This is a genomic window from Flavobacteriales bacterium (assembly GCA_016713875.1).
In the GTDB taxonomy this organism is placed as follows: Bacteria; Bacteroidota; Bacteroidia; order Flavobacteriales_F; family PHOS-HE28; genus PHOS-HE28.
Genome location: JADJOI010000003.1, coordinates 1005488 through 1019788, shown reverse-complemented (window position 1 = coordinate 1019788; position 14301 = coordinate 1005488). Strand labels below are relative to the sequence as shown.

The 14301-nt window shown below is 64.5% G+C and carries 6 protein-coding genes; 2 read left to right on the top strand and 4 right to left on the bottom strand.

Annotated elements, in window-relative coordinates; translation table 11 throughout:
* Positions 1-94: 94 nt before the first annotated feature.
* Complete coding sequence (locus IPJ87_05765; protein MBK7941366.1) at positions 95-2998, top strand: hypothetical protein; 2904 nt, start codon at positions 95-97, stop codon at positions 2996-2998.
* Here the strand turns inward: IPJ87_05765 and bshC are convergent.
* The gene (gene bshC / locus IPJ87_05760) at positions 2981-4579 is read right to left on the bottom strand and encodes a bacillithiol biosynthesis cysteine-adding enzyme BshC (GenBank protein ID MBK7941365.1); all 1599 of its coding nucleotides are present in this window, start codon (positions 4577-4579) and stop codon (positions 2981-2983) included. The genes IPJ87_05765 and bshC overlap by 18 nt on opposite strands.
* Positions 4580-4682: 103 nt before the next feature.
* Here bshC and IPJ87_05755 point away from each other — a divergent pair, with 103 nt between their 5' ends.
* A complete protein-coding gene (locus IPJ87_05755) occupies positions 4683-8147 on the top strand; it encodes a T9SS type A sorting domain-containing protein (GenBank protein ID MBK7941364.1) in 3465 nt (1154 codons plus the stop codon).
* 32 nt (positions 8148-8179) lie between these two features.
* Here IPJ87_05755 and IPJ87_05750 read toward each other — a convergent pair whose 3' ends face one another.
* The 3 genes from IPJ87_05750 to IPJ87_05740 form a co-directional block, all read right to left on the bottom strand.
* A complete protein-coding gene (locus tag IPJ87_05750) occupies positions 8180-9157 on the bottom strand; it encodes a T9SS type A sorting domain-containing protein (GenBank protein ID MBK7941363.1) in 978 nt (325 codons plus the stop codon).
* Between the two features lie 506 nt (positions 9158-9663).
* Complete coding sequence (locus IPJ87_05745; GenBank protein ID MBK7941362.1) at positions 9664-13362, bottom strand: right-handed parallel beta-helix repeat-containing protein; 3699 nt, start codon at positions 13360-13362, stop codon at positions 9664-9666.
* A 566-nt stretch (positions 13363-13928) separates the two neighbouring features.
* Entirely contained in the window at positions 13929-14279 is a 351-nt protein-coding gene (locus IPJ87_05740; protein ID MBK7941361.1) for a hypothetical protein, read from the bottom strand.
* Between the last annotated feature and the right edge of the window lie 22 nt (positions 14280-14301).

Below are 14301 nucleotides of genomic sequence, written 5' to 3'. Positions count from 1 at the left end.
CGGACACACCTTACCTTCACGGGACCGACCGCAGCCCAAACTTCACGATCGCCTAACGATCGGAGGCTCCTGGGCGGCGATCTTTGCGGCCACGATGGAACGCCTCCGTCCCGCCCTTCTGACCCTCGGGGTCCTGAGCCTCGTTGTGGGCCTGTGGGCGCCGCGCGTCATGGCCCAGGCGGTGCAGTTCAACACCACCGCCATCACCTGCCTGGAAAGCGCGCCGATCCAAACCTTCAACCTGAGCTGGGGCATCGGTTGGCCGGCCGGCGGCCAGATCGTGCTCGATGTGGCTGTGAACCCGGGGACGACCTACGGCACCGCACCGAATGACTGGACCAGCAGCCCGGCCGGTGGAGGGGCCACGATCACCTTGACGCCGGCTGCGGGGTCAACGACCACTTCCGCGGCGACCGCCCTTCGGGTGCAACCGATCCTCGACGGCCTCATCGATGGCAACAACATCATCACCTTCACCATCCTGTCGGTACCGGCGGGCTTCAGCATCGGGCTGAACGCGGTGGCCACCATCACCATCGTGGACGTCAACGCCCCCACCACCGTGTTCGGCCAAGGCGACCTGGTGATCGTGGGGGTGAACGCCAACAATGGGGCCTGCAGCGGCATCACCGGTCAGGACGAGGTGAGCTTCTTCTCCTTCCTGGACATCACCCCCACGACCACGATCGACCTTACCGACTGCGGCTATGAGTACACGAATGCCGGACAATGGGGGGAGAACGAGGGGGCGGTACGCCTTACGCGAACAGGCCCGACCATCCCGGCAGGCACTGTCATCACGCTGAGGTTCAGCAACACCTTCGGTGCCGGCAACGTCTCCGGGGCAGCCCCGGACGCATTCTGGTCGTGTACGCCATTCGCCGGATTCACCTCGGCCGTGAACCTGAACGTCAACGGGGACCAGGTCTTCTTCATGCAGAGCACGCTCTCGTTAGCGCTGACATGGACCAACCCTGCCGGTGCTGCCAACGCCACCTACAACGGCACGGTGCTCTATGGCTACAGCACGAACGGCGCCTGGCTGAGCTTCCAGAACAGTACGCAGCAATCGGGCCTCCCACCCAGCATGCCCTGCTACAGCATGGGCCCTTCGGCCAGCACCGACTGGAGCAAGTACACGGGCCCGCAGACGATCGCCACCCAGCGGGGCTGGCTGATCCGCATCGACGACCCGGTGAACTGGTCGACCTACACGAGCTGCGCCAACTACAACAGCGGCCTGCCCAACTGGCTGTTGGCCCCGGTGCTTCCCATCACGCCGGGCGGTTTTCTCCCGGGGGTCTGGACGGGGGCCAAGACCAATGACTGGTTCGATTGCCGCAACTGGGACGATGCCCGCGTGCCCGTGGCCACCACCAATGTGCTGATCGACCAGACCAGCTTGCAGAGCTGCGTGGTGACCGGCGGTGGTACAGCGGTGTGCGATGACCTCACCGTGCGTACTGATGGGGTGAGCCGCTTCCTGCAAGTGAACGGCGCCAGCATCTTGAACGCCGGCGGCACGGTGGTGGTGCAACGCACTGCCGGCACCGGGTTGATGGGCATCGACATCGTGGGGGGCAGCACCTTCCAGTGCGCGGAAATGAGCGTGAACGGGGTCAACATCGCCACACCCGATGCGCGCTTCATGAGCCACGCCACCACCAACACGGTCACCGTGCTGAGCGATGTGAACATCATGCCCGGCGGCCTTCTCGACCTCAGCAACGGGGTGGTGGGCAGCCTGATGAACGTGGGGGGCGACTGGAACAACACCGCGGGCGAGACCAACTTCGACGAGTTCGGCAGCACGGTGGTGATGAATGCGAACGGCAACCAGGGCATCCTGCCGGCCGGCTTCACGGAGATCTTCAGCACCCTGCGCATCAACAAGCCGAGCGGCGACATCCTCCTGGGCGACCCCGTGCGGGTGAACACCAACCTGGACCTCGTGCAGGGCCGCATCTTCAGCGCACCCGGCCTCACCCTCGGCCCCACGGCCACGGCCACCAGCGCCAGCGACCTCAGCTTCGTGCACGGTCCGCTCCAGAAGATCGGCCTCACCGACCTCACTTATCCGGTGGGCAAGGGCAACAGCCACCGGCCCGCGCGCCTCGAGGGCCTCACCGGTGGGGCGAACGATGCCTTCACCATCGAGTACTTCGCCGCCGACCCGCAGGGGACCTTCGGCAGTGCGCTGGAGCCGACGCTGGACCACATCAGCTCCTGTGAATACTGGACCATCGACCGCTCCGCCGGCACCCCGAACGCGACGGTGGTGCTGAGCTGGGACACGCCCGAGAGCTGCGGCGTCACCGCCCTGCCCGACCTGCGGGTGGCGCGCTGGGATGGCGCGATCTGGCTCGACCGCGGCAACGGCGCCACCACCGGGAACACGATCACCGGCACGGTGGCCACGGCCGTGCAGCAGACCGCCTTCAGCCCGTGGACCCTGGCCTCGGTGAGCGCACAGAACCCCCTGCCGGTGGAGCTCCTGTCCTTCTCGGCCCGACCCGATGGCGATCGCGTGCGTCTGGACTGGGCCACGGCCACCGAACGCAACAACGCCTTCTTCACCGTGGAGCGCAGCGCGGACAACACGGCCTTCAGCGCGGTGGTGGAGGTGGACGGCGCCGGCGACAGCCAGCAGCAGCTGGATTACACCGCGTACGACCCCGCTCCCCTCCCCGGCCTCAGCTATTACCGCCTGCGCCAGACCGACCACGATGGCACATCCACCGTGAGCGGAGCGGTGGCCGTGCAGTTCGCGGACCAGGTCGCGCGACCGGTGGTCTTCAGCAACGACGGTGAGCTGTGGCTTCGCTCCGGCGCTGCGGCCGGCTCCCTGGTGGAGGTCCTGGACGCGAGCGGCCGCGTGCTGCGCAGCTTCCGGACCGGTGACGAGGCCGCGATGCGTCTGCCCGTGAACGACCTGCGCCCGGGGGCCTACCTCCTGCGGATGGAGGGCGGTGCGGAGGTGCTACGCTTCCTGCGCTGAGCGCGGCGGAACGACGAACACCGAGAACCGCTTCTCCAGCGGGTCCAACCCGCTGAGCAATTCGTCGATCAGCTGCGGTCCATGATCCGCCAGCAGGCTGAGGAAACCCTCTCGTCTCTCCTGCAGTACTCCGTTCGGAAAGACCGCATCGCGCACCGCGTGGTAGCGCCGGAGCACCACCTCGTTGCGATGCTTGGCCGTGCGCAGCAGCCGCTGCTCCAACCGCCCGATCCCATGCAAGGCACGTTGCTCGGCGCTGGCCGCCGACCGCACGAAGCTGGGTCCGGCCGCTGCGGTACGTTCGGCCACACCGCTGAAGAGCGCGCGCAGGGCCTCCCGTTCGCGATCGAGCCGCGTGGCGAAGGGTGCATCGCGTTCGGCCAGCCGGCGTTCCACCGCGTGGCGTTCGGCGAACACGTCCTCCATCGAAAGGCCAAGTCCGGACAGTCGGTCGGCATCGGCCTCTGCAAGGAACACCCCCGAGGTGCGCAGCGCGGTGACCGGCATGGGCAGCTGCACCGCCTGGAAGGCCCACCGCAGCTGCATCCAGTACGCCAGTTCGCCGCCACCACCCACGTACGCCACATTGGGCAGCACCGTCTCCTGATAGAGCGGACGCATCAGCACGTTCGGTGAGAAGTCCTCCGGCCGCTGCTCCAGTTCCGCCAGGGCTTCGTCCACCGTCCAGCGCGGGCCGCCCTCCACCACGTGCAGTTCATCGCCGTCCGGTGCGATGCGCGCCCTGGAGCCCGGTGCCAGGTGGAACAGGTTGATGGGCCGAACATGGGCCTGGGCGCTGTAGCCCTCCGGGAACTGCTGCTCGGCGTAGGCCGCGGTGCGCGCGATGAGGCCGTTCAGCAGCTCCTCGCGCATCACCGGTGCGAACAGCGCTTTCAATGCAGGGTCGTCACCATCGAGCACCACCACGCCGAGGTGGCCGAAGAGGCCGTTGATGAGCCGGCGGGTGGCCTCGGCCAGGGTGCGGTCTTCGGCGTAGGCCTCGCGAAGCAGGTCGCGCAGGTGCACGGCCTCGGGCCCCAGCAGGGTCTCCACGCGCTGGAGCGCCGGTCCGATGCCCGACAGGGTCATGCGCCCCACCGGACCGCCGGCCGTCGTGTTCCACCGCACGGTCTCGCCGCGCATCACCACATGGTCCACCTCGGCGAGGTCGTGGTCCTCGGAGGCCATCCAGAACACGGGTACCACTGGCCGAGCCTCGGTGGAAAGGTCGCGTGCGAGCCGCACGGTGTTCAACACCTTGAACAGCACGAACGCCGGGCCTCCGAACAGGGAGAGCTGGTGGCCGGTGGTGACGGTGACCGTGCCGTGACGGGTCAGTCGGTCCAGGTTGGCCTGCACGGCTTCGTGCCGCGGCAGATCGCCATACTGGTGCCGCAAGGTCTCGGAGAGCGCCAGCCGATGCGCGGCGGGGAAGTGGCGTTCCGCCAGGGACCGCTGGAGCCCGTCGGTGTGAAAGCCGTGCTGACGGAAGGGCTGGATCGCGGGCGCATCCTCGAGCAGGTCGAGCACCATCCGGCTGAACTGGCCGGTGGCCGCGTAGGGCAGGGCGAGGCGCCGCATGGGCGGCAAAGGTAGCCGGGGCCAGTGCCGGGTGCCGGACAAGATCCCACGGCGAGCGGTCATCCGGTCTCGGCCGCATGGCCGAACGGGGTACTTTTCCGCCATGATGACCCGCTCCCTTCGCGCCCTGACCACCCTTCTGCTGGCGCTCACCCTCGCCCCTTCCTTCGCCCAGGAGGACACGGTGCGCGTGCAGGCCCTCACCTATGACAGCATCACCACGCGGCGCGGCTGGTGGGTCTTCCCCGACGGCTCGCACACCTACCGCAAGGTGCTGATGCACCACACCCTGAAGTGCGATGCGCAGACCACCCAGGACCAGTACGCCTGCGGCGAGTGGGATTACCTCACTTACAACCTCATCCACGAGCACACCGGCGTGCTGGACAGCTCCGCCCTGCAGCATCCGTGGTTCAAGGTGGGCGCGGCCACGCCCAACAGCGTGGAGCGGGCCTCCGTGCCGAACTACGACATCAGGCAGCTGCTGGCGCCCCGCCGCACGGTGGCGGCCACGATCACCGAGTCCACGCACATGGTGGGCAGCGGTGGCGCTTGGGACGCGGGGCTGCTGGAGGCCGTACAGGGCACCAGCCGCACGCAGGCCCTCTACCTCGCCTCCGAGCTCAGCGCCGCCGGGCTGCAGCCCGGGCCCATCGAGCAGTTGCGCTTCACCACGGACGCACAGGGCAATGGGGCCTTCGGCCGCTTCACCATCCGCATGAAGCACAGCCCGGCGGCCTCCCTGGGCTCCGCGTTCGACGAGGCGGCGCTGACGACGGTGCACGAGGTGGCCCCGGCCAGCCTGGGCACCGCCGCCGGTGAGCAGGTGTTCGTGCTGCAACCGCCCTTCACGTGGGACGGCACGTCGAACATCCTGGTGGACATGGCCGCCGCGCGCAGCGTGGGTCTGGCCGCGCCGCAGGTGGTGGGCACCGCCCTGCCGGACATGGCCGTGCAGGCCGTGGGCCGTGACGGCTACCTGGAGCTCAAGGACGACCTGATCGGCGTGGACCCCACCCCCATCGCCAACGCGGGCCCCGCCATCACCATCATGTTCCGGGTGTGGGGCGACGCCAGCATCCCGGTGAACACCACGGCCTTCGAGGCGTTGGACGGCCAGGGGCGGCGCGTGCTGAACGTGCACCTCCCGTGGAGCGATGGCCGCGTGTACTGGGACGCCGGGCAGGACGGCACCGGCTTCGACCGCATCGACAAGGCGGCCACCACGCCCAACGTCGAGGGCCAGTGGAACCATTGGGCCTTCGTGAAGAACGCCTCCACCGGCAGCATGAAGATCTACCTGAACGGCGTGCTGTGGCACAGTGGCACCGGCAAGACGCGCCCCATCTCGGGCATCAGCCGCCTGCGCTTCGCCAGTGGCGCCAACGGCGAGTTCCCCTACCCCGGGCGCATGGACGAGATCAACGTGTTCAACACGGAGGTGAACGCCACCACCATCGGCGCCTGGGCGAACCGGGCCGTGGACGCCACGCACCCCAATGCCGCCGACCTGCTCTACAGCTTCCACTGCGACGAGCTGCCCGGGGACCACATGCTGGTGAACGCCGCCGATCCGGCGCACAACGCCTGGCCGCTCGGCACCCCGCGCCGGGCCTACCGCGATGCGCCGGAGCTGCACCACACTGCGCAGCCCATCGCCACCCGCGCCGACCTCACCTTCGTGCAGGGCAGCTACACCACCGTCACCGACACGGTGCTGCTGGAGCGCCCCGAGCCGCGCGACCTGCTCACCCAGGAGTACTTCCAGGTGAGCGGCAACACGGTGGTGCCGGTGGACACGGTGTTCAGCTGGGCGGGCGGCTACACGCACACCTATACGCCCGATGGCTCGGTGCTCGACTCGGCCCTGGTGCCGTCCACCCTGGACCTCAACGACACGCTGGACTACTACGGCGTACCCTTCGAGCTGGTGAACGACTGGGAGGTCGGGCGCTACATCACGCCGTACGGCATCGGGTTGTCGCTGGGCCCCCAGGGCTTCCGCTGGACCTTCGACGTCACCGACTACCAGTGGCTGTTGCACGACAGTGTGGAGCTGAGCGCCGGGAACCAGCAGGAGCTCATCGACCTGGAGTTCGAGCTGATCGAGGGCACGCCGCCGCGCACCGTGGTGGCGCATCAACGCCCCTGGGGCGGCCTCACCAGCCGCAGCTACGCCGACCTCAGCAACGACGTGGCTCTGCCGCCAGTGACCGTGCAGCTGTCGCCCGCCGCCAGCCAATGGAGCCTGCGCACGCGCCTCACCGGCCACGGCCACAACAGCAACAACGGCCAGTATCCGCACTGCTGCGAGTGGAAGGACAACACGCACTACCTCTACCTCAACGGCGCGGAGCAGGACGCCTGGCACATCTGGCAGACGAACGACTGCGCGCTGAACCCCGTGTACCCGCAGGGCGGCACCTGGCTGGGCAGCCGCGAAGGCTGGTGCCCAGGCGACCTGGTGAAGGACCACGAGGTGCGGCTCACCGGCCTGAACCCCGGTGGCACGGCCACGCTGGACTACCGCATCACCCCGGTGCCCGCGAACAACCAGGGCATGGGCGGCGGCAACTACGTGATCAACATGGACCTGCTGGAGTTCGGCGCGCCCGCGCACACGCTCGACGCGGAGATCCTGGAGGTGCAGCGCCCCAGCACCACCGATGTGCACCGCCGCAACAACCCGCTGTGCCACGACCCGCTGGTGGTACTGCGCAACGCCGGCGCCCAGGACCTCACCAGCGTCACCTTCACCTACGGCGTGGAGGGCGGAACGCCCATGACCTGGACGTGGAACGGTCTGCTGAAGCACATGGAGCGCACCGAGGTGGTGCTGCCGGTGGATGGCGCGGGCTTCTGGGTGGGGGCCACCCCGTCCGTGTTCACCGTCAGCGTGAGCGCGCCCAACGGCGGTGCCGACGGCAACCCCGTGAACGACAGCTACCGCACCGCCTTCGAGCTGCCCGCCGTGTATCCGGAGACCATCGTGGTGAACTACAAGACCAACAACTTCCCCGGGGAGAACAGCCTCAGCATTCGCGACGTGTACGGCAGCGTCATCTTCGAGCGCAGCAACCACGCGGCCAACACCATCTACTCCGACACGCTGACGCTCTTCGCCGGCTGCTACACGGCGGAGTTCCTGGACACCGGCAATGACGGCCTTAGCTACTGGGCCGATCCCGGCGCCGGCAACGGCTACTTCCGCCTGCGCCGCACCACGGGCAGCATCCTCAAGAGCTTCGACCCCGAGTTCGGCCGCAGCATCAAGTGGTCGTTCACCAGCGGCGCGCTCGTGGGCGTGGACGAGCTGGTGCCCGCCGCGGAGCTGGAGGCCTGGCCCAACCCCACGAACGGCGAGGTGACCGTGGCCGTGCAGGGCATCCTGGGCGATGCGCTGATCGAGGTGCTCGACATGCGCGGGACGCTCGTGCAGCGCCAGCAGCGGGCACTGCACGGCGGCGACCGCTTCACCCTGGACCTGGGCGGTGCCGCCGACGGGCTCTACGAGGTGCGCATCACCGGTGCCGACCGGCAGGGGCAGCTCCGGGTGGTGAAGCAGTGAGGCCGGGGTCACACGGCCCAGCGGCATCGATCCTACTGCACGACCAACTTTGTCCCGCTCAGCCACCGCCCTCCATCGAGCAGATGCACATGGTACAGGCCTGGGGAAAAGGCGGAAAGCTGAACCGTGAACGGTGAAACACCTTGCGGCAAGGGTACCTCCCGCACCAGCCGCCCCGATGCATCCGTTAACGCCAGACGCAAGGCCCCACGCGTGGCGAAGCCCACCGGCAAGCGCATCTCCACCTGCACAGCGCCACCCGCCACGACCGGATTCGGGTACACCTCCAGGGCATCGCCCAAATCGGTCACCTGCTCCGTCAGGCCATCGAACACCTGGCAGCCCGGCACCAGGCACCCGAAGCTGTCCACCTTCACCAGCCAGGCGTCCTGGCTCACCAACAGGCTATCGAAGGCCGTGCCCGCCATGATGTAGCCCCCGTCCAAGGTGCGCTTCACATCGTAGAAGTAGTGGTCCACTTGGTTGTTGGTGCGGTACTCCCGATCCCACAGAAGCTCGCCGTTCAGATCGACCTTTGTGAGCCTTCCCACCGAGAGCCCCAATGGTTTCGCCGTACCCGCGATAGCATATCCCTCGCCCGGGACGTGGATAGGGATGGTGAAGAAAGGCCCCCACTCCAGCTGCTCGTACACCTCCGACCAAAGCACCGCACCGTTCTTATCCAGGCGATACAAAGCGGGATAGAGCGCACCCTGCGCCGCCAACCGCTGAGCCCCGACCAGAACATATCCGCTGTCCGGCAATTGGAGGATGAACCCGGGGTTGTCCACCCACGCACTGCCGTACCACTGGTGCCATTGCTGGTTGCCTGCGCTGTCGGTCTTGACCACGTACATGTTCACGTGGTCGTTGTTGAAGTACTTGAAGCCGCTGAGAACGTATCCCCCGTCCAAAGTGCGCTGACCGCTCAGGCATTGCTGGTCCTCCGGGCCACCGTACCTTCGGGTCCATAGGCTGTCCCCGTTCGCGTCGGTGCGGATCAGGCGCATGTCATAACCAACATCCGTGTCGACAGTACCGAACAGTGCAAATCCACTGTCAGGTAGGATAGCCAGACAGTTCACGTTATCGAACGCTCCAGTCACGCCGAACCCACGCGACCACAGCGTATCCCCGTTTTCAGCATAGCGCATGACCATTCCATCCACATCTCCACCCGAGCTTCGCGAACCGGCGTGTAGAAAACCAACCTCATGGACAGCTAGTAAAGAGCCCGAAGCGCCGATCGAATAGCTGAAGGGGGGTAAACTATCTTGGTGTAACGAAACGAGCTCACCCGTGGTTGATATCTCGTGCAAGGCCAGGCCGCTGCCTTGCGCGGAGAAATTGAAGCGGACCACTGTTCGGAACGTGCTGTCACTCACTTGTAGTACTGAGCCTGCGGCGTTCGCGACACCCCCTACATCGTAGGTCCGGTTCCACCGCTCCTGGCCAGACGTCGCGCCGGACCAAGTTGCGACAAGCGCCGTGATCAGCAGCCGTGGTCGGGCCGCGTTCATCGTACAAGGAATCGAACTGGTTCCGTGCCTAGTGCCGTGTGTACAACAGCCATGTACAGACCCGAAGGGAACCGGGACAGGTCAAGTTCCAAACGCTGGCCCTGCTGTCTCCAGGCCACTGCCAAACGGCTACCGTGCGCGTCGTATAGGTGCATACTTACCGTCGTTCCTTCATCCCAGCAACCCACAAGGATGACCCGATCGTCGGCTGGGTTCGGATAGCAGCGCAGTTGACATGATGCAGTAGCGGTCGGTCGCTCCACCATCTTCTCCGGCAGCGTATCGTTCATCAGCCAGGGTACCCGCTTGTACGGGGTGCGGTAGGCCAGGGACAGCAGGGCCTGGGCGCTCGGGCTGCCGTAGGGGTTCTCTTCCACCATGGCCTCCAGCAGCGCGTGTTGCGCCGGGGTCATGTTTTCCGGTGCGATCTGGGCGTTCAGCAAGCTCAGCTGCAGCTGAACCAAAGCCGTGTGTGCGCTGGGCGTTCCGCCACCTTGGGCGATCATCAGGTCGATGATGGAATCGGCCTCGGCATACATCGCCTTGCTCATGTAGAAATACAGGCTCCAGTGCAGTTCGGTCTGTTGCTCGTTCCGCCGCACCAGGGCCAGCACGCTGTCCATGTTCTCGGCCTCCAAGTAGTAGCGCAGCTGGGCATTGTGGTAGTGCTGCTGCTTCGCTTTCAACGCCGCATGCTTGCGCAAGAGACTGTCCCGGCCCAAGCTGTCCGTGGCCTCGCTCAGGAGATCCTCAAGGACGAGCAGTTTCGATTGAAGGCTGCCCAGTACCAAATCTGCGCAGGGGGGATCACAATCGATCGTGGATTCACACTCCCTAGCGCCAAGGAGATCATCGCACTCAATGAACAAAGCTCCCTGAGCTTCGCGGCATAACATGGCCGGTAGCTTGCTCGCTATGTCGGAGTACCTGAATAGAGTTGCATCAGCGTTAATGTCGAAGACCAAATGGAACGGCTCTTGATCGCAGCTAGGAAATTTGTTGCCAGCTTGATATTGGGGATTGAGGACGTCGCAATAGCCTTGGTCCCTTAGGACGCCTGAGTAGGTCATGCCCGGGGTCCAGTTCCCCACCACCGCCATATCGAACCACCAGTTCTGGCCGCCGTCCTGCATGTCGTTGCATTCCACCAACAGGCCGTAGCCATGGGTGGTGGGGTCGTTCAGGTCATAGGCGCCCTTGTTGTCGCCCTCCATTTGGATGCCGAAGGTGCATCCGGTCACCCGGTTCAAGAAAATACTCGCGCTGCTCTGCTCGAAGAGGGCATCGGTGAACATGTCCGGGGTGTCCTGCCAGGTGAACATGCTCTCACTGGCCACGATACCGAAGCTGTATTGCTTGTGGAGCAGGTGCTGTTGGGTCTCGCTGCCTGTGACCGTGTTCTCCTCCACGTGATAGTTGGTGCTGCCGATCAAGTAGATGCCGACCGGATTGTTGTAGCCCCGACGTACATCGTCATCGGCATAGGGCCACGCGGCGGAGATGGGCACCTGGATCTCGTTGCGGGTGACCTCAGCCAACAGGGTGCCTTGAAGCACGACGCTATGCACGCAATCGGTGAACGTGTTGTTGCGGATACGGACCCCTTTGAAGTAGGGGAAGTTGGCCACCCATACTCCTTCGGTGAGCCCATGGAAAGAACAGGACGCTACTGTGACGTCCGAATCGAAGGCCATGATGCCTGTGCCGCGCAGGTGCGGGGGGAACGTATGGCCCGGCACGGCCGTGGTGAAGTCGTTGCCATTGAGGAACGGGTTCTTGATGCCCCATAGGCGGATATGCTCCAGGGCTGCGCGTCGATGAATGCCATCGCCGTAGGTGGGGTCCAACAGGAAGTCCGTCGTCTCGAATTCGTTCAGGAAGATCGCCGAACGATTGGCCTTCTCGATACCGCCCACCATGTTCTGCGTGGGCCACATCTCGATGCCCATGTGGTTGTTCCGGAAGGTGCTGTAGCGAACACGGACCAGACCCCCATTGTGGTCGAAATGACCTGGTCGGTAGACCTTGATGGCGGTCCGGGCGTTCTCGAAGAGGCAATCGTACGCGTAGAACTCGCCCTGGTCCGGATTACCTCCTGTGGGCTCTTGAGAGGCGTTCGTGGTGCCCCATACTTCGATGCCCTGCCACATCAGCTCGCACGCATTGGTGAACGTGGCCTCAGTGGCATCCAAGACGGCACCGCGTTCCACGATCACCTTGCCGTTGGGGCCGAATTCCAGGACAACCCCGGGCGAAATGTCGACGGTCTGGCCGGATGCGATCCGCAGCGTACCTCCGATCAAAAGATGACCATCGTTGTTCGCGTCGTTGGGCAGGGTGGTGGTGGTCCAATGACCTCCGTTGGTCACGGTCATGTCCATCACCTCATACGTGTCGGCGATGTAACACTCGCCCGGGCATAACCTCAGATCGCCGGGGACCGCGAGCTCCACCTTGCTCATGGCCTCGTTCTCCCACTCGAACGAGAAGTTGCCATTGATCGCGCCGGGGTAGTAGCGCACGGCCGCGCCGTCCTCGACATAAATGGTCGCGTCCATGATGGTCACACATGGCTCGATCTCTAAAGTGCTACCATCCCGTACATAGTAGATCGAAGGATGATCATAGCCCGGCAGGTCAGGCAGTGTACTTTCGACGGGTGCGAGCAAGGGATGTGGATAGAGGCCATCCGGGTCTGCGGTCTGCACGGAGGCTGGCGAAGGATGCACCCCGTGCACCGTGCTGAACGTGTATCCAGATGGAAAAATGAGCTTTCGACCTGGATAGCTCGGGTCTATGTCGATCGCGGCCTCGCTCGGATTGTAGATGATCATCTCGGCAGCATTGATCAGTCGCAGGTCGATCGGTTTATCGATGATGTATTCATGCGCCACGTCCCAAGCTGGTGACCCTTGAAACAACTCCTGCTGATCATCATTCTGGTCATTGGTGTATCCTGCGTATGCTTCACCATCGATATTGAGCAACGGAGCTTCGAGCAATGAGAATGGAGGCGGATGGAGGCTGTTCGGATAGTTCGGGTCCGGATAGACCGTATTGCCGGGGTCGGATGGGTAGAGGATATCCTCAAGTCCGGTTGGCACAACAGGTGCAGGAAAGTAGTTGGCGGTGCCGTTCGGATACCAGCTGCTGTTGTTCGTCTCGAAGTAGGTATGGCCGTTGGGATTGGTCAGGAGAATGGGTCGGAAGATCACGTCCCAGTTCGGCGATTGGCCTGTGCCAAAAGCGGTGAACGGATAGTGCCGCATGCGCCCGCGGGTGTTGTCGTAAACCCATGAGATCGAGTCCGCGACGCCAAATCCGGGGCTGGTGACGTAGATCGTATGCTTCAGAACGGTGTGCGGCAGCCAATTGCGGTAAGCATCACTTCCGCAGAGATTGCCGACCGAATAGTCCTTGAACAACGCGGAGATCAATGACGCAGGCCTAGACATCATATTTTGCGGTCCAGCGTTACTAGCATTGATGTTACCTGTGACGCTGCGCATCAGGTCCTTGGTGTTCGGAGCCAATGGCACGTTGGCCTCCCAGGCATATCCGGTGCAGCGTGCATCAGCGCCATTGACGAACTGGAAGCTCTCGATCGTCGGCATCACCATCGTGCGGTCCCCAACTGTGTGCTCCTGATCCCTTGGCGTGAAGGGGAACGACACCGTTTCGATCTTATAGGTCATCGTAATATGGGGCCACGTTCCAGATCCAGTCTTTGACGTGGATCTGGTACTCTCCTACATAGCTGGTGTTGAAACCTGTGGGCACGTGTGTGGTGAGCGCGAACGGCGCTCCAACGTGTGATTGGTAGGGGTTGTGGATGAACTGAGCATACGAAAGGCCCGCTGATAGCAAGCCTTGGATCGCAACCAGCATCCGGGTAGGTACCATGTCCAAGCGGTGATTATTCAACCGAAGCTAGTCAAATATTGGCCGCAGAAGCCATTCGGACCGGTTCCTCCACCCCTGGTTGACTCACTGTTACCGCAACACATGCGGCACGGCGAGACACAGTCCCGCGTATGAGCCGCAGATCGGATGTCGGGCTGATCTTGACGATCCGGCGTAAGGGATCTTTTCGGACGCATGAAACTGCGCATCGTCATAGAATGTTCCATGAACCCGACGCTCAGCGGCGGAAGAACCACCTCAACGACACGCCAGCAGCGCCGACGGGCTCTACGAGGTGCGCATCACCGGTGCCGACCGGCAGGCACAGGTGCGGGTGGTGAAGCAGTGAGGCCGGGCCTCAGCACTTGCCTGGGCCTCGCGGGGCCATGTGCACGTCGAGGAACTCGCCACCGGTGATGCCGGCCTGGCCCAACAGCCGCCGCAGGTAGGTGATGACGTCGGCGCGTTCCGTCAGCGACGCGTCCTCCAGGTGGAACACCAGCACGCCCGCCCACAAGCAGGTGTATTCGATGCCCACGCCCTTCTCCCGCCCCACCAGCGCGGCCAGGCGCGCCGCCGCATCGGCCTGCAGCCCCTCCACCTTCACCACGGCCAGCACATCGACTCCTTCGGAACCGGGTGCGGCCTTCAGTGTCGGGGTGGCCATCATCCAAAGGGCGACAAGAGGTAGAAGTACGAGGCGCAGCATGGCTTGGGTTTTTCGCCAATTT